This is a genomic window from Halogranum rubrum (assembly GCF_900114455.1).
GTDB classification, from domain to species: domain Archaea; phylum Halobacteriota; class Halobacteria; order Halobacteriales; family Haloferacaceae; genus Halogranum; species Halogranum rubrum.
The window spans coordinates 138158-161470 of the sequence record NZ_FOTC01000007.1; the positions used below are offsets into that span (position 1 = coordinate 138158).

Genomic DNA, 23313 nt, shown 5'->3' on the forward strand with positions numbered 1-23313 from the left:
CCACGTCCTCCCCAGCCGACTCGCTCGTGCACTCCGTTTACTCGCTCCTCCCTCGCACGAACTCGGCAGTCGACGGAGCGACTGCCAGCGCGCGCCACGGTGGGTAGTCGATTACCTGACCACAACCGTTAGGCGCGCTCGCTCCCGAGTTCGACCGTGGACGACATCGTCGAGTGGCTTCGAAGCCGACCGTACTACGAGGGGCAGATTCGCGAGCATCGCCGGGTCCCCGCCCGCGACCCCACCTTCGTCGACGTCGAACTCGAATCTCGACTCGCGTCGGCGCTCGAAGACGAAGGCATCACGCGTCTCTATCGACACCAAGCGCAGGCTATCGAGGCCGTCCGCGACGGCGGCAACGTCGTCCTCGCCACCGAGACGGCGAGTGGAAAGAGCCTCGCCTACACGGTTCCGGCGTTCGAGCGGGCGATGGACCACGGTGGAAGAACGCTGTATCTCGGCCCGCAGAACGCGCTCATCGCCGACCAAGAGGAGACGCTGTCGGAGTTAGAGCGGAAACTCGGCTTCGGGAGTCGCGTCTCCGTCGCACAGTACACCGGGCGACTGAGCAAGACCGAGAAGCGGAAGGTCCGAGACCGGATGCCGACCGTCCTGCTCTCGAACCCGGACATGCTGCACTACGCGCTGCTCCCGCACAACCACCGTCTGTGGGACTGGTTCTTCTCGTCGCTGGAGACCGTCGTCGTCGACGAGATTCACGGCTACCGCGGTGTCTTCGGGAGCCACGTCGCCTTGACACTCCGGCGACTGCGACGAATCTGCGACCGATACGACGCACATCCGCAGTTCGTCTGCTGTTCGGCCACCATCGGCAACCCCGTCGACCACGCGGCACGCGTGACCGGCGAACACGAGTCGTCGTTCACGCTCGTCGACGAAGACGCGAGCAAGACTGGGCCGCGCCACTGGGTGCTGTGGAACCCGCCGGAGTACGAAGGGGGAGGAGGCGGAAGCGGTCGTCGCCGGTCGAGTCACGTCGAGACCAAGAACCTCTTCGTGGACCTCGTCGCGCAGGGCTACCAGACGCTGGCGTTCACCCGCGCGCGACAGGCCGCCGAGCGGTACGCCACGGACAGTTCGAAGGAACTCCGACAGCGCGGCGAACACGACGCCGCCGGAGGCATCGAGGCGTATCAGGCCGCGCTCAACCACGAGCGCCGCCGCGAGATAGAGGCGGGGCTACACGCGGGCGACGTTCGCGGCGTCTGGAGTACGAACGCGCTCGAACTCGGCGTCGACGTCGGTGGACTGGACGCCGTGCTCCTCGACGGCTACCCCGGAACCAGAATGTCGGCGTTCCAGCAAGCAGGACGTGCAGGCCGCGGCGACGACCCAGCGCTCGTCGTCATGGTCGGCGGCGAGGACCAACTGGACCAGTACCTGCTGAACCACCCTGAGGACTTCTTCGACGCCGACCCCGAGCAGGCGCTCTCGAACCCGGAGAACGACCAGTTGCTTCCAGGGCATATTCAGTCGGCGGCTAGCGAGAACTGGCTCTCGACCGACGACGAGCGATACTTCGGGTCGCTGTTTCCCGGCGTCGTCTCGGACCTCGAAGCGACGGGCCGACTCGAACGCCGCGATACGGATGGAGGAATCCGGTGGACGAACGCCAGTGGGAGTCCACAGCACGAGATGAGCCTGCGGACCATCGACGACAGAGAGATAGACCTCCTCGACAGCCGTCGAAACGACGTCATCGGGTCGCTCTCGTTCTCGGACGGCCTGCGCGACGCACATCCCGGCGCCATCTACCACCACCAGGGGCAGTCCTACGAGGTGACGGCCCTCGATTTGGACCGCGACGTCGCCGAACTGCAACCGACGTGGGCGGACTACTACACCCGAATCCTGAGCGACAAGGACATCGTCGTGGAGGCGGACCTCTCGACGAAGCCGTTGTCGGCGCGGCCAGACGTACAGGTCAGATTCGCCGACGTAACCGTGACGACGCAGATTACCGGGTTCGAGCGACGCGACCCGAAACGCGGCGAGGCCATCGGTCGCGAGTCGTTGGACCCCCCGGCGACGACGCTCCGGACGAAGGCACTCTACTACACCGTTCCGCCGGACGTCGAAGATGACTTGCGCGAGGACCACGGCGAGTGGGGGTTCAACGGCGGAATTCACGCCGCCGAACACGGCACCATCTCGCTGCTGCCGCTCTCGTTGCTCTGTGACCGCGGCGACATCGGCGGCATCTCAACGCCGTACCACGCCCACACCGACCGCAGTACGATATTCATCTACGACGGCTACCCCGGCGGCGTCGGCATCACCCGCGGCGGGTTCGACAGCATCGAGACGCTGCTCGCTCGGACCGCTCGACTCATCGACGACTGTGACTGCGCCGACGGCTGTCCGGCCTGCGTGCAGTCACCGCAGTGTGGAAACGCGAACGAACCGCTCGCGAAGGAACCGGCCGTGGCGTTGTTGCGGGCGTTGACCGAAGAGTGAGAGGGAGTAGAACGGCTCTGCGGAATTGAAATGAATCTAATAATTAGCGGCGTGTAGAGGGTAGAGCGTGCCCTACCCAGTGTGTGCAGCTACCTTCGTCGGCGGTGGCCGCGTCGGAGAGTACAGTCGATGGGAGACCACGCGACAGCACAAGTGGATTGTCTGAGGCACACGATGGCTGTCACATGGTCGAAACGTGTCAGAGACGCTCCTCACCGAGAGAATCGATACATGTGTCGACGGTGGTTACTGACGCTGTGTAGGGCTGTCAGAGGCATATCAGGCACAGCAACGGGAATCGTCTCCCACACTTCCCTGGACCGAGCCTTCACCCTCGGTGTGGCCGTCAGAGCACATGTACTTCGTTACATCAGTTGACCCCAGGTAGTACCGACGGGTGACTTCGTACCCCAGTTATAAGTGAAGAGAAACCAGTCAGTGCATTCGAACTGCTAGTCTCTCCGCGTCGAGAGTCGTCGCATACTTGTTTTTAAGAGCAGTGCGAATGCACCCAGTAGGAGTATCCGTGTCGGGAACAAAGAGAGGGTAAGCACTCCGTATTCACGGCTCACACATACACACCCTCGATTCTCGTTCTATGGTCCGCTCCAGTGCGAAGCGGGACGACGTGAGGGGTTACTCGCGTCCGTCCATACGGCGGTACCCACTGACGGCGGGGAGTGCCGTCCGTCATCCCTCATGCACGCGCACTACAGCGACTCCCCTCGACTGACTACTAGAGGTATCGACTGATGACGGTGATTGCCGGTATCGCCATCGCAGCCGAAGACTTCGATATCGGGCAGGCCCTCTCGGCCACGAAGACCCGTATCGAACTGACGCAGTTCATCCCCGTCAACGGTCAACTCGTCCCGTACTTCTGGAAAGAACACGGTGGTGACAGCGACGAGTTCGAAGCGGCCGTTCGAGCCAACGGGCGGGTCGCGTCGTTGACGAATCTCGATGGGCGAGTCGACGCCCGCCTGTACCGTATCGAGTGGAACGACGTCAACGGCTTCCTCACAGCGTTACACGACCACGACATCATGGTCGAGGAGGGGCGGACCAGCGGCGACGGCACGTGGTTCTTCCGACTCCGAGCGCCGACCAAAGAGGAGCTCTCGTCGTTTCAGAGTACCTGCTTCGACGCTGGTGTCAACCTCGACATCCGCCGAGTGTACCACAACCCGAGCGCATCGTTCGGCCGAGCCGACCAACTATCGGAGAAACAACACGAAGCGCTCCTGTTGGCAATCCGCAGCGGTTACTTCGAGATACCACGCAGACGTTCACAGGAGGAACTGGCCGCCGACCTCGGTATCTCCCGACAGGCGTTCAGTCGCCGTTTGAAGCGAGCGCAGAATAACCTCTTCAAAGACCTCTACTGGTCCGAACTCGCCGATACGTAAATCGGGTCTGGGGGTGCATAGGCACCCGTCAGTCCCACCTGAATCGATGCACTCCCGTTCTCTATTCAGCACGCTTGCTGAAACCTACTCAGAAGTGGTCAGAACTCGCGTGCCGAATATAGGGCTGTATCCAACAACTCCAGGGACAACACGACGGCGATTCCCTGAGACCAACTTTCGATTCATGTCCGAACCGGGTGAAATCTCTAATCGACTGTTACTGACGTTAGCTGTCGTCAACCTCTCTGCGGGCTCTCTAGACCTTTTCGTAGCTTTCACAGAGGGAGACTCGACGTTGGGGACAGGTACGTCGTTGGCATTTCTCCTACTCGGCACAGTTTTCAGTTACAGCTACTACAGGCGAACTCGGGAGTCACACAGAACTAACTCTGCGACTTGACTTGCGAAATAAGTGCTCTACATTCAGCACGATTTCGGGAAGCTTACTGCGCTGTCGAGTGTGACCGACGGAGTCGGAGCATCACCGTCGACCCTCCGTGCTCCGGTTCCTCGAACCCGAGGACGCCCCCCGAGACGTCGGCGACGGCTTTGACGACCCAGAGGCCGAGTCCGTTCCCGTGTTGAAGTTGCGTCAGTTCGTTCTCGCCGGTGATGAGCGTCTTCTCGTGGACGGGGATGCCCGGCCCGTCGTCGTGCACGCCGAGTGTCACCCACTCGTCGTCCGCATCGAGCGAGATATCCACGGACGGCGTCTCCGAGTCGTTGTGTTCGACGGCGTTCTCGACGAGTTCTGAGAGTGCGAGCGAGAGCCCCGAGTCGGCGTCGGCCCGGCACTCGCCGGTGACGTCGTCGTCGACAGTGACCGTGACGGACGCTTCGGGGAACGAGTTCGCTGTCTCGTCGGCGACTTCCTCGACGGCTGCAGTGACGTTTCGCGGGCGGACGTCGCTCGGACCACGCTCGTACACCTGAATGACGCGCTTGGCGTTCTCTGCGAGGCTCCCGATAGTCGCGGCGTGCTGACTGATGACCTCGGCCGAGCGAACGAGCGACTCGTCGGTAACGCTCTCGGCGAGGATGTCGCCGTGTCCCTGTAACACGGTGGCGCTGTTGCGGAGGTTGTGTCGGATGACGCGGTTCAAGACGGCTATCTTCTGGCGTTCTTTGGCGAGTTGCTCGGCCCGGACACGGCGAGCGTCGTAGAACCCGATGATGACGTGTGCGGCCGCACCGAGTGCCAAGAGGTTCGCGATGGTGAACATCGGCTCTCGAAGCTCCGTCCCGAGTTGCCCCTGGTAGAGGAGGTTCGCGACCATCACCGACCCGAGGACGACGACGCCGAGCAGGTTCCAGACGGAGATGCGGACGACGTTCGTCGTGGAGAACCCACTACGTGCGAGCACGACGCCGACGAAGAGGAGGCCGAGTGAGACCAGCGAGCCAACAGTCGCGAGCACGACGCCGAGTATCGGCCCGCCATCGGCGAGGTGGATGAGATGTGGAACCAACAGTGCGAGTCCGGTGAGACTCACCGACCCGCTGGCGACGAGTCGCCCGACACTACCTCTCTCTCGTGCGCGAGAGACCTCTGCCGGCCCGTCGAGAGAGTCCAACATGAGTGCGTCGCGAACGAGCGCCCGGAACGAGTTCGTAGATTCGCCCATGAGGGTCTCTCGATGCCGAAGAGGTATGTAAGTTTGTGAGAAATTCTCTAGTCTGAGAACTGAAGGACGAAAGCGTAAACAACAGCTATTCTTCACCCGGCTAAAAACGGACGACAATGAGTCAGGACACCGGTGTCGTCGTTCCGGCGATTCGAGCGTACGAGAGCACACACGACACGGTTCCGCTCGACACCGACGACTGATGCGGCGACAACGTCGAGAACGACTGTACGCGCTGTTCGGTCTCGTCGTCGCGCTCCTCGCCGGCGTCGTCGTCGCGCTCCTCGCGACGAACCTCTTTCCGTACCACTCGGTCAACGACGACGAGGGCGTCGCTCTCCTACAGGCGGCGATGCTCCTGAAGGGACAGATGTTTCTCCACCCCGGTCAGTTGGCAGACGTCGTCCGCCCGTGGTCCTTCGTCGTCGCCGACGCACCCGCCGAACTCGGCGGTGTGAAGATGTACGGGAAGGCCTCTCCGGTGATTTCCGCGCTGTTCGCGCTCTCGAAAGCGTCGACCGGAGAGTTCGACGTCGTGCTCAGTGTCGTCGCCTTCGGGACGACGGCACTCGTCTACGGTATCGCCGCACAGGCGTTCGACCGCGAGACGGGCGTGCTCTCTGCACTCCTCCTCCTCGGGTCGCCGCTGTTTCTCGTCACCTCGGCGACGTTCCTCCCCTACGCACCGACGACGCTGTTCGCCCTCTTGTTCGGCTTCTCGTACGTTCGAGCCACCCGCCGCGAGAGTCTCTCTTGGAGTCTACTCTCCGGAACGGCAATCGGCGTCGCCTTCTTCGCGCGACCCTCCACGGGCGTCCTGTTCGCGCTCCCCTTTCTCGCTCACTCGCTGATGTCGCTGTGGCGGGCGCGGAAAGGAGCGAGATTCGAGGCAGTCCTGCGACGGTATCTCGCTATCGCCGTCCCCGGCCTCGCTGTCGTCGTGTTGGCGCTCGTCTACAACGCCGTGGTGACGGGCGACCCGTTCGTCTTCCCCTACGCGGCGTTCGCGCCGGACGACGGACTCAGACTCGGGCACCGTGAGAGTCTCGGGGCCGAGCAGAGTTACACGCCCGCACTCGCCGTCGAGACGACTGGTCGCCTGCTCTGGCTCTTCGCGACGAAGTGGACCACTGCCGGTCTCGTCGGGACGCTCGCCTTCGTCGTCGGTCTCGGCGTCTCGCTTCGACGGGCGCTGACGAGAAGGGGACCGGCCCGCCGCCCGTCGCCGCTCTCGAAGCGCGGCCGCGCGGCCGCCAAGATGCCCGAACGCGAGGTCCAGCTCGTCCTCGCCGCCGTCGTCGTGAGTGTCGTCCTCGGCAACGCCTTCTTCTGGGGAACGCTCGACAGCCTACAGAACGGACTCGTCCGCCTGCTCGGGCCGTTCTACTACTTCGACCTCCTGCTTCCGCTCTCGGCGTTCGCCGCCGCCGGCATCCTGACCACTGCCCGGACGCTCCGCCGAGAGTCGCGAGCGCGGTTCTCCCCCGCGGAGGTTCGCGGCGTGCTCCTCCTCGCCCTCGTCGTCTCCGTCCCCGTCGCTGCGACGACGGAGATGCAGGTGCTCTCGGACCCCTTCGCCGAGAACGGCCAGCGGACGGCGAATCTGGCAAGCACGTACGAACCGATTGTAGAGACGGAGTTCGACGACGCCGTCGTCTTCCTTCCCACCCCCTACGGCGACTGGCAACAGCATCCGTTCCAGTATCTCCGGAACGACCCCGGATTCGACGGTGAGGTGCTCTACGTGCTCGACGAGGAACCGGAGCGAGACTTCGAGACGTTGGGCCTCACCGAGAATCGGACGCCGTATCGGTTCACCTACCGCGGCGAGTGGACGGGCGCAGTCGACCCGGTGACGCCCCAACTCCAGCAGTTGGACGTGCTGGAAGGCCAGCGAGTGAACGCGACGTCGACGCTCGGCGTCCCGGCGCGAGCGTCGAACGCGACGGTCCGTATCGAGACGGTAGAAGGAGACGCCCGCTACGACGTCGCCGACGTGAATCCGAATGGGACAGTGACCGCCGAGTGGACCGTCGGACCCGACGACGCGCGAGTGACGAACCTCCCCGCGGCGACAGCGAACGAAGCGGTGCGGCTTCCAGCGGGCGCGAGCGAAGTCGACCTCGTCGTCACCTTCGTCACGCAGTCGGGCGCGACGGTGACGTATCGGCAAGAGGCGACAGTCGAGGTGAGCGACGAGCGTGTCCGCGTCGTCTGGCCGCCGGAGACGCGCGTCTGTCGGTCGACGACGGAGTGCGGGACGGAGGGGACGTACGTCGGTCCGGAGGGAGACTACGTGTCGGGCGTGTCGGTGGAGACGGAGGCACGAGTCGTGAACGAGACGGCGTGAGGACGGAGAGTTCACATGGCGCGCGCTGGCGATTCCTCCGTGAATCGCCAGTCAGCGTGCGAGGGACGACTGAGTAAACGAGCGAACGCGAGTGACCGAAGGAGTCGGCTGGGGAGGGTGTGGCTGTACCGTGGGCGGGGCTGAAAGGGGACGCACTCTCGACGAACCCCGGCGACGAAAGCACCGCAGGAGCGAGTGAAACGAGCGACGAGGAGCACAACGAGTCGCGGGAGTCGAGAGTGTGTGGGCTTTCTCGAAGGCTGGTTCAGAACGGGGGTTCGGAGATGAACGGTCCCCTATACAGCGTGACAAAAGGTGAGGAGGGAAGTCTACAACTCGCGCGTCCAGACGACGGCCTGACTGTTCGCTAACTCGAACTCATCGCTATCCTCGTCGACACCGGGCGCGGCGAGTTCGACGTTCCACCCCTCTGCCGCCACAGGCACTTCCATCTCCTCGCGCAGGAACGCCGGCGACACTTCGACGGGGACGCCCTCCATGTTCGCGGCGAACAGCACCTGCTCGTCGCCGTCGGGCGACTCGCGCAGACCGTAGTAGACCACGGTTCCCTCCGTCGGGTGGACGTAACCGAAGTCCTCGCGGTCGTAGTCCAAGTCGTCGAGCAACCACTGTCGTTCTTGGCGGAACTCGCGAACCGAGAGGTCGAAGGCGGTGCGGTCGTCGTCTTGGGAGTCGTGCCAGTGCGTGAGGTTGGCGAAGTCGTGGACGTCCTGCATCCACGCGTAGGCGTAGGCTTCGAGGTCTTCAGCCGAGAGGTCGTCGCCGAGCGGTTGCTCCATCGCCGACAGCATCTCGGCCATCACGTCGAGGTCGTAGTCAGTGGCCTTCACCGTCGCCGAGAGTGCGTTCATGAATTTGCGCAACTGGTCTCTGCTCTCGAAGCCCATCTCCTCGATGCGCTGGAAGTGCTGTTCGTGCTGGAAGTCCTGTGGGCGCACCTGCCAGTAGAGGAACTTCGACTCGTCGGAGACGACTTTGACGTTCCAGAGCGAGTCCGTGTCGCGGACGAACCCCCACGGCGCACGCATGTTCGCGTGGATGAAGTCCATCGGGACGCCGGGGAGCATGCAGTGAAAGAGCATCGACGACGCCGGGTTGTTGTAGGCCTCGTCGAGCGTCTCCGGCAACGTCTCGCCGAGATAGGGGTTCACGGGCGACTGGTTGAACTCCACCGTCGGGTCGATTTGCGTGCCGCGGCGGATGGTGTCGTGGTTGGCGACGCCGGTCAGCCAGTTGCCGCCGAAGTCCGCGACTTCGCGGACGCGCCACCACTTCGTCGCCCAGAACGTGAGCAGAGCGGGCGTGTTGTGCGCGAACGTGATGGGTGACCACTGGAAGGAGTGGGGGTGTTGTTCGATGAGCGCTCGGTAGCTCGATGCGAGTTCCCAGTCCTCTCGCGGCCACGGGCGGCCATCCTCGTAGATCATCCACGGGCGGTACTCCTGGCCGCCGACTTCCTGGACGATGTGGTCCATCTCCGCGAGGTAGTCGTCGTCGTGGATGCTCTCCTCTAACTCGGGGTCCCAGTTGGTGAAGTCCTGCGCACCGTCGACGCGGATGCCGTCGGCACCGAAGTCCATCTTCCGGCGCTGCATCTCCAAGAGGACCGCGCGGACGACGGGGTGGGGATATTCGAGTTCTTGGCCGTACATCCCCGGTCCCTCGAAGTAGTAGTCGTTGAGGAGTTTCAGACCGCCGTTGTCCGAGTGACCGAGAGCGACGTCGAAGACGATGCGAATCGGTTCTGGAAGGTTGTGACAGGTGGCGATGAAGTCGACCAGTTCGTCCGGACGACCAGTCTCCAGAATCGCGGGGTTCGTCGCCGAGAACGCGGAGATGACGATATCGTACCCCCAGTTTATCATGTCCGGGCGGTCGACGGCCACCTCGATTTCGCCCGCCTCGTCGCCCTCCGTCTCGACGGCCCAGAACTCGTGGATGTCCTCGTTCTCGGTGATGGGTTCGACCGGCATCACCTGAATCGCGTCGTAGCCGACGAAGTTGCGCTCGGCGGGCGTCAGGTCCTCGCCCGCGCGGAGTTTGTCGCCGATGTCCTCGTACTGGCGAGCGAGGCCACCGAGTGACCCCGCTTCCGTGGCCGTGCCGGGGTGAATCTCGACCATGCTCGTCGCCGGGTCGACGCGTGGCACGCCGTCGTCTTCGCTCGTCGGGATACGCTCCTCGTCGGTGCCGAAGGCTTGGAAGTAGTCGCGGTCGGCGCGTTCTCGGTCCAATCGCTCCATGTCGTACAGTTCGGCGGGCGCGAACGCACCGAACGGGACGGAGTAAGCCAGTGGGTCGGGGACCGTCTTCCACTCGCCGTCGTCTTCGTAGGCGAGTTGGTAGAGCGACCCGAGTTGCTCGCGTGTGCCGGGTTTCATCCCGTCGACGACGCCCCAGTGGAACTCGCCGTTCCGTTCGAGCGGAACGCGTTCGCGGGTGAACGTCAGCGAGTCGTGGCCGTAGGGCTGGACGTCTTCGGTCGGCGTGAGTACTTCGAGGTAGACGTCGCCTTCGGCGATGTCGGCGTCGAGCAGTTCGGGCGTCCAGAAGCCGACTTCGGCGCGGCCGTCGGTGTAGTGTGCGCCGAGGCGCTGGACGACCTCTTTCATCGCTTCAAATTCTTGGTCGTGGCTGGCGCGAACGTCGTCGTGCCAGTCGACGAGTTCGGCGGTCTGGGCGTCGAGTAGGGTGCAGTCTCCGTAGGTGTCGCTCATGTAGTGGTTGTGTTCGGGTCTGTGAATCGGGATGTAGTCGGTCGGCGGTACACGGAAAATGGAGTCGGGGCGTCAGCCCTGAATCGGGAGGACGACGACGTCGTCGACGGTCAACTCGCCGTCGACGAGGACGTCCTCGCCGGAGACGACGTCGCGCGTCTCGACGGACTCGGCGACGGAGAACGTCGCTCGCTCCGCGCCGAAGTTGAGCGCGACGACGTAGCCCTCGCCGCCGTCTTGGCGGACGAAGGAGGTCACGCGGTCGGAGTCGGACTGGTAGTCGACGCGGTGGAAGTCGCCCTCGAACTGGAGGGCGGGAATCTCGTCTCGCGTGTCGATGAGCGTCTCGTAGTGGCTTCGGAGGGTCTCGTTCGCGTGTTCCCACGCGAGTGGGTCGCGGCGACCCTGCTGGCCGAGTTCCTGTCCGCCGTAGAGCATCGGGACGCCCGGGAGCGTGAACAGCGCGCCCGCGGAGGCGAGCGCCGCCGGTTCGCCGCACTCGACGACGTAGCGCGTCTCGTCGTGGTTCTCCTGATAGAGCATGAACGACGCGTGGTCCGGGAAACCGACTTCGGTGCGCTGTTCGATGGCGTCGAGGATGGCGTCGGCCGACTGGTTGCCGTTGCCGACCTGTCGCATCGTGAAGTACAGCGTCGTGTCGAAGTGCATGTCGAACATCCCGTTGTGGAAGTCGGCGATGTACGGGATGGTCTCGTCGAGGAGCAAGAACTCGCGGTCGTAGGACTTCACGCGGTCACGGAGTTCCTGCCAGAAGGCGTTGGGGACGGCCCACGCCATGTCACAGCGGAACCCGTCGGCGACGCGCGCCCACTGGTCGACGGCGTCGAGCAGGTACCGGCGGACCTTCGTGTTCTCGAAGTTCCAGTTGGCGATGAACTCCCAGTCGAAGTACGTCCCCGGTTCGCCGCTGTCCTGCCATTCGTACCAGTCGTAGTACTCCGAATCGGGGTTCTTGTACGCGTCCTCGAAGTAGGGATGGTCGCGTGCCGAGTGGTTCATCACGAGGTCGAAGAGGACTTTCATCCCGTGGTCGTGGGCGGCGTCGACGAACGCCTCGTAGTCCTCGCGCGTGCCGAGGTCCTCGGCGATGTCGAAGAAGTCGACGATGTTGTAACCGTGCGGCGCGTGGTCGTTCTGAAGGACGGGCGTCAGCCAGAGACAGTCGACGCCGAGGTCTTGGAGATAGTCGAGACGCTTCGTCAGTGCCTCGAAGGTGTTGTCCGACTCCTCGTCGTCGGAGGCGAACCCGCGGACGTAAATCTCGTAGAGTGTGACGTCTTTCGACCACTCCGGCGGGTCGTTCAGACGGACGAACGAGACGGATTCGCCAGCCTTCTCGACGGAGATGGAGTCAGGGACGGAGTAGGACTCGGCGATGGCGACGCCGTGGACGCGGACGCGGTCACCGAAGGCGTCGACCGGGATGTGGACTTCGCGGTCACCGATGGAGACGTCGCCGCGAGAGATGTCGTCGCGGTCGTCGAGCAGGAACTCGACGTCCAAGTCGTCGGCCGAGAGTTTGCTCTTGGGGTGCGGTTGCGGGTGGGCTTCGACGACGACGGTGTCGCCCTCGATGCGACCGTGGAGTTGGATGCGAGGACGGCCACCTTCTTCGCTCTCTTTCTCCGCGCCGCGTGCGCCGCTACCGGAGCCAGAGAGACCGGAGACGTTGGAACCAGAGAGACCGGAGACGCCGGAGACGCCACTCCATCCACTCATCCCGCTCATGCCGGAGGCACCGAGACCGGTGCCGCCGACGGGGCGGAGCGACCCGGGGAACGCCCGGATTGTAAGTTCGTGGATACCGTCTGGTGCGTCTAGCTCGATGGTGTAGCGACCGGGTGCGTCGGGAGTGAACTCCTCTACGTCGTCGGTGCCGACCGTCGCCTGACTGGAGACGGGTGCACTCTTGACGTGCCAGTTGTACGTCGCAGTGGGGTCCGGGTCGCGCGGGGCGAGTTCGAGCGTATCGCCGACCGCAGCGAACCGGGGGGGCCCAGGATGATGCATATATCACTCCATCCATCAGCGCTACTTTTGTTTTTCTCCTTGTCGAAGTATTGTGTACACCCGTAGTAAAACTCGTAGTAACAGTTATAAGCGTGCTCTGACCACTGCTGTGTAGCACACGGGTGGGAGACCGCAGATTCACCGGGAAGAGCGTGAGCTATATCCGGAGTTCAGAAACGTGCCTTGCGGATTCCGCCAATATTTATGTAGTGGGACTCGCGTGTCACTCTATGCGACTGCGAACCGCGCTGAACGATTACAAACGCAATCGGGGTGCGCGTTTCCCGGAAGAGTGTCCGACGGCGTCGGGTGCTTTCTCGGGACACGGGGACCGATTGGTCTACGTCGACCCCGGTGGCTTCATTCGCGACTACTCCTCGCCGTTGTCGGGGCTGTACGGTATCGACCGGTCACGTTTCGGTATCGAGACGGCCGAGGAAACCTACTGGTTCGACGAACTCGACCCGGTTCGGCAGCACTACTACCGCGAGACGAACCTCGTCGAGACGGAGTACGACGCCGGGGCCTTCACCGTCCACCAGTACGACCTCACGCTCGGTCGTGCCCACGTGACACACGTCGAACTGCGCGGTGCCATCCCCCCCAACGCCCACCTCACAGCCTTCCTCACGTTCGCCCCCGAGGGGCGCGAGACCCGAGTCGGCCGACTCATTCACGAGAACGGCGGTCCCAACGGGACGAAAGCCGTCGAAGTGTTCCACCGTAAGGAACACGACTACGTCACCGCTTCGACCGGTCTCGACGACGTCCGCGGCCAGATTCCCGAGCGTTTCGACGAGATGCTCTCGGACGACTACTTCGACTTCCCACGCGAGGCAGTGCTCAACCGCTACGAAGACACGCACCTGAGCGGCGACGTCGTCGTCAGCGCACCGCTCGAACGGACCGGCCGGGCCGCCCAGACGACGCTCGTCACCCAACTCTCGAACCACGACGAAGTGAGTCGCGAAGAGGCGCTTGCGGACCTTCGCCACTGTGCGATTCACCACGGTGACGCGGACTCGCTCCGCGAAGCGGGCCGAGCGCACGCCGAAGTGACCGTCCCCGAGAACGCCCCACGGTCGAATCTCGTCCGCGCGGACCTCCGTGTACTCTCGCTGTTGACGGCCCCGACCGGGTCGCACATCGCCGGGCCGGAGTTCGACCCGTTCTACGCGCACACGGGAGGATACGGCTACACCTGGTTCCGAGACGACGCCGAAGTCGCCAGCTACCTGCTCGACGTCGACCGCGTTCTCGACCTCCAAGTCGACGAGCAACTACAGACGAGTGCTCGCTTCTACTGCGATACACAGCAGGACGACGGCACGTGGCCGCACCGCGTCTGGGCCGTCGACGGGTCGCTCGCCCCCGGGTGGGCACACGCTCGCGTCGAAGGCTCCGACCAACCGGAGTACCAAGCCGACCAGACGGCGAGCGTCGTCGCCTATCTCGCGACGCTCCTCCGGCACCGCGGCAACGGCCTGCCACACGACCTCGCGAGCGAGATTCGCGAGAGCATCCGTGCGGGCATCTCCGGTCTCGACGACACGCTCGAAGAGGACGGCCTCCCCGAACGGTGTCAGAACCTCTGGGAGAACATGAACGGCCGGTTTACGCACACTGCAGCGACGTTCCTCAAGGCGTACACCACCGTCGCTCGTGCACCCGTCGACGAGGGGCTTCGACAGCACGCCGCCGAACGCGCGACGTGCGTCTACGACGCGCTCGACGACCTCTGGGACGAGGACCGCGAAATCTACGCACTGCGTCTAGAGGGCGGCAGCCTCGACACACGGTACGACTCGGCGACGTTCGCGCTCGTCGACGCCCTCGACGAGTACGACTCGCTCGAAGGGCTGACGGCCGAAGACCTCGAACGGATCACGACCCACGTCGAAGAGACGCTCGAAGGCCTCTACCGTGACCCACCGGGCAGTCCTGTCGCCGGAATCATCCGGTTCGAAGAGGACTACTGGCGGAGCCAGAACCAAGACTACGAGAAAGTGTGGTCGGTGTCGACGGCGTGGGGGGCGAACGTCGCCGCCCAACTCGCGACGATGCTCGACTCCTACGGACGCACCGACGACGCGGAGTTCTTCTTCGACCGCGCCGGCGAACTCTACGAACTCATCGAAGACGACGGACCGTTGTGTACCAACGCAGGCTACCTCGCCGAACAGGTGTTCGACGATGGCACACCCGACAGCGCCGCCCCGCTCGGATGGTCGCACGCCATCCGTCTGCACACGACGGCACTCCTCCGGAAGTACGACGCACTCCCCTCGGCGAAGAAATCGCCGTCCGGTCCGGAAGGTCGCCCACGGTGGACGACTGGCGAGAAGTACGGTGTTGGAACCGTCGCCGACCACACCGAGGAAGACCCCTCGAAGGTCTGGTTCACGCTGACCGAAGGCGCACTGACCGAGGTTCGCTTCCCTCGAGTCGACTTGATGAACCTGCGGACGCTGGACTTCCTCGTCGTCGACACGGACCCGAAATCCGAGTACACGGCACGGACACACAACGAGACCCGTCGCGACGACGACGCCGACACCATCGAACGGCGCGCCGAGATGGCCGAAGACGACGCTCTCGTCTTCCGGCAGACCATCACCGAGCAAGGTGACGGCCGTGGTCACGAGTGGACGCTGACCGTCGAGTACGCCACGGACCCCGAACACGACGCGCTGCTCACGGACATGCAGTTCGAGGCCGACGACGACAAGGAGTACGAAGTCTACGCCATCGCCGACACGGCGTTGACGAACACGGGCAACATGGACCGTGGCCTCCGTCTCGGCCAACCCGGTCGATACCACCTCGTCGCACGCGACGCCAGCGCCTACGACACGGGCCACGAGGACGACCCGCTTCTCATCGACGAAGACGGCAACAAGTACAGCATCGCCGTCGCGTTGACCGCCACGGAGCGGTTCGACTGGGCGACAGTCGGTGTCGCCGGGTCGGACTACCTCGCGCAACTGTTCGGACAGGGTGAGCTTCCGGACTCCCAAGAGCGCATCGACGACGAGAACGTCGTCCTCGTCGGCCGAGTGGGTGGCGGGACGAGCGTCGAGCAGACGCTCGCACTCGGGTTCGCGGAGAACGCCGACACCGCCGCCGCACTCGGTGAAGCCGTCGGGGCGCTCACTCGCGGTTACGAGGCCGTTCAGTCGCAGTACGTCGAGACGTGGGAGTCGTTCCTCGAAGACAAACCGATGCCGGCGTCCGTCGCGGACGACCGGTCTCTCGCCAACCAGTACAAGGCCTCGTTGATGGGTCTCCGTGCCGTCGAAGACAAGACCTTCCTCGGAGCGGGTATCGCCTCGCCGTCGGTGCCGTGGGGCGAAGCCGTCGCGGCCGAGGAGTCGAAGGGGTACGGCTACAACTTCGTCTGGTCGCGCGACCTCTATCAGGTCTTCACTGCCTTCTGGGCCGTCGACGACCTGAAGACGGGAACCGACGCGCTGGAGTACATCTACAACTACCAACAGGACGACCAAGGGTTCATCCCGCAGAACACCTACCTCAACGGGAAGACCCGCTGGGGTGGCGAACAGATAGACAACATCTCCTTCCCGCAGGTGATGGCGTACATGCTCTGGGAGTCGGGCGTCGACTTCGAAGACACGGACTACGACTTCACGCACGTCAAGCGCTCTGCGGACTACGTCGCGCGCAACGGACCGGAGACGGCCCAAGAGCGCTGGGAGGAGGAGGCGGGCTACTCGCCGTCCTCTATCGCCGCCGAAATCGCCGGACTCGCGTGTTCGGCCGCAATCGGTCTCGACGAAGGCCACGACGCCGACTCGCTGGTCTGGTTGGCACTGGCCGACGAGTGGACCGACCGCGTCGAGGAGTGGACCGCCACGGAGACGGGGTCGGACCTCCACACGAACACGCCGTACTACGTTCGCGTCACTCGCGACGGCGACCCGGAAGCGGGACACCTCCGGACGCTCGCCAACAACGGGCCGACACTCGACGAGCGTGAAATCATCGACGGCGGGTTCCTCGAACTCACGCGGTTGGGAATCAAACCGTGGGACGACGAGGTTATCTTGAACACCATCCTCGAAGCCGACGAGACTATCCGCGTCGACACGCCGCACGGTCCGGCGTGGTACCGATACAACGGCGACGGCTACGGTGAACAGGGTGCCGACGCCGAGGGTGCGCCGTGGACCATCGAGACGAAGGGGAAAGGCCGACTGTGGCCCATCTTCACCGGCGAGCGCGGTGAGTACGAACTACTCAAAGGAACCTCGGAAGGCCCACTCGAACCGAACCGACTGCTCCAGACGATGCAAGGGTTCGCGAACTCCGGGCGGATGCTCGCCGAGCAGGTGTGGGACCGCGAACACACGACGGCGTACAACTGGCACATCGGCGAGGGAACCGGGTCGGCGACACCGCTGGCGTGGAGTATGGCCCAGTACGTTCGCCTCGCACACAGTATCGACGTCGGCCAACCAGTCGAGATGCCCGCGTTCGTCTACGAGCGCTACGTCGAGACAGAGCGACCCGACGGCCCGAGTCTCCGCGTGGACACGCGCTTCAGCGGCGACCACCTCGAAGTGATGGGCGAGACGGAGGGCGCAGTCGTCGCCGTCCGGACGCCGACGGAGACGGTGCTCGTCGAACCCGAAGACGGCGAGTTCGAGACGACGGTCAGCATCGAGTACGGAGAGAATCAAGTGACCGTCGCCGCCGCGACGGACGAAGACCTGACCAAGGCGGGGACGACGGTTCGCCGATTCACGCTGTAACTCGGCGACCAGCGAACGCGTCTTTTCGACCGCGATTCTCGACGCTCGATGTCGACGTCGGCATCGGCGACACAGACACCGAGTGTCGACTACCTCGACGACTCCCCGGCTAGTCCAACAGTTGAACAGTCGAGAGACCGTCTCGACCGAACAGTTCGAGCGATGTGGACCTATATTCTCCATATAATTTCTGATAGAAAGTGTGAAATAATTGTGGCGAGAGTGTCGACTCGAACCGATGGAACACTCACGACGGACCTTCCTTCGACTCGCGGGCGGCACCGGACTCACAGCACTCGGCACGTCGGCACTCGCCGGCACTGCGGCGGCCGCGCGGTACGACGTCTACACCGACCTCCGCGGGACGGCGAACGTCACCGGCAGTGAACTCGACGACGCCATCCTGCAGGTTCGCGGCGACTGTCCGCTCGTCGGCCTCGGCGACGTCTGGGTCGACGTCGGCCAGCAAGAGAGCATGAACGCCGTCTACATGGCCGCTCACGCCGCGTGGGAGTCGGCGTGGGGGACGAGCAACATCGCTCAGGACAAGAAGAACCTGTACGGATGGGGCGCGTACGACAGCGACCCCTACGACGGCGCGAAGCGGTTCTCGTCGTTCGAGGCGTGCATCCGGCACGTGATGCCCCGGGTCCGCGACCTGTATCTCACGGAAGGCGGCACCTACTACGAGGGACCGCACCTCGCCGGGATGAACGAGCACTACGCCACCGACACGAATTGGGCCAACGGTATCGCGGGCGTGATGAACTCGCTCGCCGACCACATCGACTTCGGCAGCGGAGGCGGCGGGTCGTCGTACGCGTGGCCGTACTACTCGAACGGCGACCAAGGCGAGGGCGTCTACACCGTCCAGTACCTCCTGCAAGCGCAGGGCTACGACCTGACCTACCTCGACGGCATCTACGGGTCGGAAGTCGAGACGGCAGTCGAGGACTTTCAGGCGACACAGGGACTCTCCGTCGACGGCGTCGTCGGACCGAACACGTGGGAGGCGCTGTACGTGCCCGTCGTCAGCGCGAGCGACGACCCCTACTGGGCCACCTACGCCGCACAGCACAACCTCCGCGACGGCCACGGGTACAGTATCAGCGTCGACGGCTACTACGGGTCGGAGACGAAGAGCGCTGTCGAGAGCTTCCAAAGCGGCGCGGGACTCGCCGTCGACGGCGTCGTCGGCCGCAACACGTGGCGGGCGCTGGTGGCGACGCTCTGAGACGCCGAGAACCGCGGAAACGGTCGGACGAAGAACCGACCCGGCGGTCGCTCACTCCGAGAACCGTTCGAGACTCGCTTGCTGGTCCGTCTCTTCGCCGTCGTCGTCGCGGTGCGCCTTCTGTAACGCGTCCTGTCTGCTCTGTCCCTGCCGCGACAGCGACGCTCGGCGGAACACCTCCGGGTCGCGGAGCGCTTCACGCGCCTCCTCGCGGAGGTCGGTGAACGTCTCCAGTACGGTCTCTCGCTCGTGGTCGTAGTCGACGACGGGATACGGGTAGTCCTCGCCGACGTCGACGCCGAGTTCGTCTTGCAGGTGCAGTGGCATCCGCTCGGGTCTATCGAGATGCGTCGTCGGGACGGGTTCGAGTTCCGGCACCCACCGCTTGACGAACGTCCCCTCCAGGTCGTGGTCGCGGACCTGCTTGCGCGGGTTGTAGACGCGAAGCGCGCCGACGCCCTTCAGGCCGCTCTGGCTCTGCCACTGCGTGTAGTTGATGGCCGGGTCGGCGTCGACGAGGTGGTAGTACATGTAGTCCGCTCCGACCTGCCACGGTTGTTTGAACACGAGGCTGAAGACGGAGGCACACATCGCTCGCATCCGGAAGTTCAGCCATCCCGTCCCGCGGAGACAGCGCATCGAGGCGTCCACCATCGGAAACCCCGTCTCGCCGCGTTTCCACGCGCGAATCAGCGTCTCGTCGTGGTTCGACGCGTAGAGGTCTTCGAGCACCGGATTGACCGCGGTGTCCATCCACCCCGACCAGTCGGCGAGTTTCTGCGTGTAGTGGCGGTTCCAGAACAACCGCGAGACGAACGACTCCTTGCCCCGACTGTCGACAGCGTCGTCGAGCGCCCGGTACACCTCTCGGACCGAGAGCGACCCGAACCGGAGGTGTGGCGAGAGGCGACTCGCGTACGTCTCCGCGCCGAGTGGGCTGCTGATGTGGTCTTGGTACTCGTGAAGGACGTCGAGAAAGCGGTCGAGACGGGCGAGTGCGGCCGTCCGCCCGCCCGAAGGGACCGCCGTCTTCGACGGGTCGACGTCGTACGTTCGCTCGACACGCTCGACGACGTCGGGCGTGAGTTCGGCCGAGACGGCGTGGCGACCGAACCCCGACTCGTGCGGTCGGTTCGGCGACGCCTCGAAGTACGACTGGGCGTGTTCTTGCCACCCATCTCTGTTCTCTTGGTCGTGTCTGATACCGTCCTCGGCGACGAAGGTGACTCGGTCGCGGGCCTCGACTGTCTCGTCTCGGCGTTCGCCGTACCGACCTGTCACGTCGCGGGTGGCGACGACGTCCCATCCGCTGTCGAGTGCGCCGTCGAGTATCTCGACCGGCGGCCCGTGCCCGTAGACGAGTGACGTTCCAGCGTCCGCGTAGGCGTCGGCGAGGTCGGTCAAACACTCGTGGAGGAACCGAACTCGAGCGTCGCAAGCGAGACCGGTCGACCGGTAGAACCGCGGGTCGAAGAGGAACGCGGGACAGACGACGTCGTACTCGGCCGTCGCGTACTCGACGGCTCGATTGTCTGGAAGGCGAAGGTCACGTCGGTGCCAGAGAACGCAAGCGTCACCGCTCGGTACAGAGGAGAGTTCGTCGGTGAGGCCGACCGAGATTGAGTCGCGACACGACATCGTGTGTACCACGGGTGCGAGTCGAATAAGGTCGCTGGCAGGCGGTGTGTCGAACAGAGTAGGCACGGACCACCGCGGCGGATGCGCTTTTCCCCGCGCCGTTCTAACGCTGATACATGCCGACGTACCACCGGCAGGTTCGGGTCGATGCGCCGCTCGACGAGGTGTGGGACTTTCACTCGCGTCTCTCGGGACTCGAAGCACTCACGCCTACGTGGATGAACCTCGAAGTCGAGGCCGCGAGAGGCCCCGACGGCGAAGCGGACCCCGAACTGCTCGAACAGGGGGCACAGGTCCGGATGTCGATGCGACCGCTCGGCGTCGGTCCGCGACAGCAGTGGGTCTCACGCATCATCTACCGCGACCGCGACGACGAGAGCGCAATCTTCCGCGACGACATGCAGGGTGGTCCGTTCAAGAAGTGGGTCCACACCCACCGGTTCGTCGCCGACGACGACAGCACCATCGTCCACGACAACGTCGAGTACGAACTCCCGCTCGACGGACTCGGGACGGCCCTCGGTCCGTTCGCCGTCGTCGGCTTCGAGCCGATGTTTCGATACCGACACAAGAAGACCAGAGAGCTGTTAGAGTCGCCGGGGCGTGTCGACTGAGCGTCGAGTGGGTCACTTCACCGACTCGGCTTCGACTGGCGGAGCGTCCGTCTCTGCGGGTTGGTAGGTGATTTCGAACCTGGCGCCGCCGTCGGCGCTCTCGGTGACACCGACCGACCAATTGTGCGCTTCGACGATGGTCCGAACGATAGAGAGTCCGAATCCGGTTCCCCCTCGTGAGGTCGTATATCCGTGTTCGAAGACGGCGTCTCGTCGGTCGGGAGGAATCCCGGGACCGTCGTCGGCGATGTAGAACCCGGGACCGTCGGTGAGTGGGCCGACGTCGATAGCGACGTCGTGACCGCCGTGTTCGACGGCGTTCCGAAAGAGGTTCTCGACGGCCTGCGAGAATCTCGTCTCGTCGGCCGTGGCGAACCCCAAATCACCGGTCAGCGTTATCGACGCGTCGAACGTCTCGACGGCATCCCATGTCCGGAATATCGACTGCGCGAGGTCGAACTGTGACGTCTCGCCGACGGCCTGTCCCTGGCGTGCGAGCGAGAGAACGTCACCGACGAGGCGGTCGATACGGTCGAGTGCGCCCTCGACTCGGTCGAGATAGCTGTCGTCACCCGTCTCACGCGCGACGTCGAGAAAGCCCTGTGCGATGTTCAGTGGGTTTCGCAGGTCGTGGGAGACGACGCTCGCGAATTCGTCGAGGCGTTCGTTCTGCCGCCGGAGTTGAGCGCGGTGATGAAGTTCGTCGGTGACGTCACGAGTGATACCGGCGGTGCCACGGAACGAATCTTCGTACGGCAGCAGTCGTGTGTGTGCTTCGTAGACTCGGGTTTCTACGTTCTCCGAGAGGCTGACCTCGACTTCGAAGACGTTCTTCTCCCGGTCACCCGAGAGCATCGCTTTGATCCCTTCGACGTACTCGTCTGCGATGTCCGGTGGGACACAGCCCTCGTCGACGAGATCGAGGAACGGTCGACCGGTGAGGTCGTCGGCGTCGAAGCCAAAACTCGACGCGAACGCTTCGTTGACCTGTGTCAGATATCCCTGCTCGTCGAGAAGGAAGACGCCGTCCGGGACGGTTTCGATGATGGTCTTGTACCGTGCCATCTCGCGCTCACGTCGACGGCGTTCGAGCGTCTGTGCGACGAGGTCTCCGAGCGTCCGTAACAGACGAACCTCTCGGTCGGACCAAACCCGTTCGCCGTCGTGGCTGGCGAACTCGACGACGCCACAGAGAGACCAGTTACTGACCAGCGGAACGGCGGTGAGAGACGTCACACCCTGCCGTTCGAACCGTTCGCGGAGCGAGTCGGCTTCCGGCGGCATCGAGGAGAGCGACTCCACGCGGACGTTCTCGAAGCGGCGGAACTGGTCGAGCCACCACTCGGCACCGGCACAGCCGTCGGCCGTCGCGTCGGCAGGAGTGATGCCCGGCGCACACCACTCGTGTGTCTTCTCGATATCTTCGAGACCGACCGAGACGTCGAGACCACCAGTGGAGACATCCACACTAGTGACGTCGCCACCTTCGGTAGCGCTGAAAACCGTCGCTCGGCCCGCACCGACGTACTCCGCGACGCTCTGGAGCGTCCAGCGGAGTTTCGTGTCCACTTCGTCGGCTTCGGCGCTCATGAGTGTCGTCGACGTGTCGAGTATGAGGTCGGTCAACCCGTCGTAGTACTGTAGGTCGGTGAGTTCGTGGAGGACGCCGACGACGCTCTCGGCACTCTCACCGGTGAACTGACGCGCGGTGAGATGACAGCGACAGCGACGGACCTCGTCGCTCGCACTGACGACGTCGGCCTCGAACTGGACCGTATCCGGACCCTCGGCGTCCACCAGCGACGCGAAGTTCTCGGACAGTGTCCCGTCGGCATCGAGTGCCGATATCGGCGTCCCGAGCGCCGCCTCACGGTCGTAGCCGGTCATCTCCAAGAAGACGTCGTCGACGGACGTGAGACGGCCCTCACCGTCGAGGACGTAGACGGCGTTCTCCAGTGCCTCGATGGCCGCACCGTACTGTTCGGAGGTAGCCTCCGCTCGGTGTTGAGAGACGGCGTTGTGGATACGCTTCGCTAGCACCGTATACTGGTCGGTGCCGGGACCTTTCTGCATGTAATCGGTCGCCCCGACTTGGAAAGCGTCGCGGGCGACTTCTTCGCTACCTTTCCCCGTGAACAAGATGAACGGGATGTCTGGGTATTGGCACCGAACTGCTTCTAAGAGTTCGAGACCGTCTGTCTCGGGCATCTCGTAGTCACTGACGATGCAGTCGATATGCGACCCGCCGAGTCGGTCCTGTGCCTCGCGGGCGTTCCCAACCGCGACGACTTCGAGAGTCACGTCGGCCTCGTACCGTTCGAGATACGTGGCAGCCAACTCGCCAAGCACTGGCTGGTCGTCGACGTAGAGGACTCGTACCGGCGCGTCCGACCGTACCATACGGGTATTGACACGGTGCGTGTA

11 protein-coding genes are annotated in these 23313 nt (G+C 64.1%); 6 read left to right on the forward strand and 5 right to left on the reverse strand.

Features of this window, described 5'->3' with window-relative positions; all coding sequences use genetic code 11:
- Positions 1-156: 156 nt before the first annotated feature.
- Together BM083_RS19780 and BM083_RS19785 are read left to right on the forward strand one after the other, a co-directional pair.
- Positions 157-2478 carry a DEAD/DEAH box helicase gene (locus tag BM083_RS19780; RefSeq protein WP_089871896.1) on the forward strand — a complete coding sequence of 774 codons (2322 nt, stop codon included), beginning with the start codon at positions 157-159 and terminating at the stop codon, positions 2476-2478.
- Positions 2479-3230: 752 nt separating this feature from the next.
- Positions 3231-3887 carry a helix-turn-helix domain-containing protein gene (locus tag BM083_RS19785; RefSeq protein WP_089871898.1) on the forward strand — a complete coding sequence of 219 codons (657 nt, stop codon included), beginning with the start codon at positions 3231-3233 and terminating at the stop codon, positions 3885-3887.
- Positions 3888-4330: 443 nt separating this feature from the next.
- On the opposite strand, the gene BM083_RS19790 is transcribed toward BM083_RS19785, so the two are convergent.
- On the reverse strand, positions 4331-5512 hold the full coding sequence (locus BM083_RS19790; RefSeq protein ID WP_089871900.1) for a sensor histidine kinase: 1182 nt from the start codon (positions 5510-5512) through the stop codon (positions 4331-4333).
- A gap of 202 nt (positions 5513-5714) precedes the next feature.
- Here BM083_RS19790 and BM083_RS19795 point away from each other — a divergent pair, with 202 nt between their 5' ends.
- Entirely contained in the window at positions 5715-7862 is a 2148-nt protein-coding gene (locus BM083_RS19795) for an ArnT family glycosyltransferase (RefSeq protein ID WP_089871902.1), read from the forward strand.
- A 329-nt stretch (positions 7863-8191) separates the two neighbouring features.
- Here BM083_RS19795 and gghA read toward each other — a convergent pair whose 3' ends face one another.
- Positions 8192-10600 carry a glucosylglycerol hydrolase gene (gene gghA / locus BM083_RS19805; RefSeq protein ID WP_089871904.1) on the reverse strand — a complete coding sequence of 803 codons (2409 nt, stop codon included), beginning with the start codon at positions 10598-10600 and terminating at the stop codon, positions 8192-8194.
- 72 nt (positions 10601-10672) lie between these two features.
- Positions 10673-12631 (reverse strand): alpha-amylase MalA, encoded by a 1959-nt coding sequence (gene malA / locus BM083_RS19810; protein WP_089871906.1) that lies wholly within the window; start codon positions 12629-12631, stop codon positions 10673-10675.
- A gap of 230 nt (positions 12632-12861) precedes the next feature.
- Between malA and BM083_RS19815 the strand changes: the two genes are divergently transcribed.
- Entirely contained in the window at positions 12862-17403 is a 4542-nt protein-coding gene (locus BM083_RS19815; RefSeq protein WP_089871908.1) for a DUF7997 domain-containing protein, read from the forward strand.
- 238 nt (positions 17404-17641) lie between these two features.
- Positions 17642-18637, forward strand: a complete 996-nt coding sequence (locus BM083_RS19820; protein ID WP_089871910.1) for a peptidoglycan hydrolase — start codon at positions 17642-17644, stop codon at positions 18635-18637.
- Positions 18638-18688: 51 nt separating this feature from the next.
- Here BM083_RS19820 and BM083_RS19825 read toward each other — a convergent pair whose 3' ends face one another.
- A complete protein-coding gene (locus BM083_RS19825) occupies positions 18689-20275 on the reverse strand; it encodes an FAD-binding domain-containing protein (RefSeq protein ID WP_089871912.1) in 1587 nt (528 codons plus the stop codon).
- 116 nt (positions 20276-20391) lie between these two features.
- Here BM083_RS19825 and BM083_RS19830 point away from each other — a divergent pair, with 116 nt between their 5' ends.
- A complete protein-coding gene (locus BM083_RS19830) occupies positions 20392-20889 on the forward strand; it encodes an SRPBCC family protein (RefSeq protein ID WP_089871914.1) in 498 nt (165 codons plus the stop codon).
- 12 nt (positions 20890-20901) lie between these two features.
- Here the strand turns inward: BM083_RS19830 and BM083_RS19835 are convergent, their stop codons facing one another.
- Complete coding sequence (locus BM083_RS19835) at positions 20902-23289, reverse strand: PAS domain S-box protein (protein WP_089871915.1); 2388 nt, start codon at positions 23287-23289, stop codon at positions 20902-20904.
- Positions 23290-23313 lie beyond the last annotated feature (24 nt).

Excerpts from the sequence above, each read along its gene's own strand:
- BM083_RS19785 (WP_089871898.1), top strand. The coding sequence starts at position 3,231 with ATGACGGTGATTGCCGGTATCGCCATCGCAGCCGAAGACTTCGATATC.
- BM083_RS19835 (WP_089871915.1), bottom strand. The coding sequence starts at position 23,289 with ATGGTACGGTCGGACGCGCCGGTACGAGTCCTCTACGTCGACGACCAG.
- BM083_RS19790 (WP_089871900.1), bottom strand. The coding sequence starts at position 5,512 with ATGGGCGAATCTACGAACTCGTTCCGGGCGCTCGTTCGCGACGCACTC.
- gghA (WP_089871904.1), bottom strand. The coding sequence starts at position 10,600 with ATGAGCGACACCTACGGAGACTGCACCCTACTCGACGCCCAGACCGCC.
- malA (WP_089871906.1), bottom strand. The coding sequence starts at position 12,631 with ATGCATCATCCTGGGCCCCCCCGGTTCGCTGCGGTCGGCGATACGCTC.
- BM083_RS19820 (WP_089871910.1), top strand. The coding sequence starts at position 17,642 with ATGGAACACTCACGACGGACCTTCCTTCGACTCGCGGGCGGCACCGGA.
- BM083_RS19815 (WP_089871908.1), top strand. The coding sequence starts at position 12,862 with ATGCGACTGCGAACCGCGCTGAACGATTACAAACGCAATCGGGGTGCG.
- BM083_RS19825 (WP_089871912.1), bottom strand. The coding sequence starts at position 20,275 with ATGTCGTGTCGCGACTCAATCTCGGTCGGCCTCACCGACGAACTCTCC.
- BM083_RS19795 (WP_089871902.1), top strand. The coding sequence starts at position 5,715 with ATGCGGCGACAACGTCGAGAACGACTGTACGCGCTGTTCGGTCTCGTC.
- BM083_RS19830 (WP_089871914.1), top strand. The coding sequence starts at position 20,392 with ATGCCGACGTACCACCGGCAGGTTCGGGTCGATGCGCCGCTCGACGAG.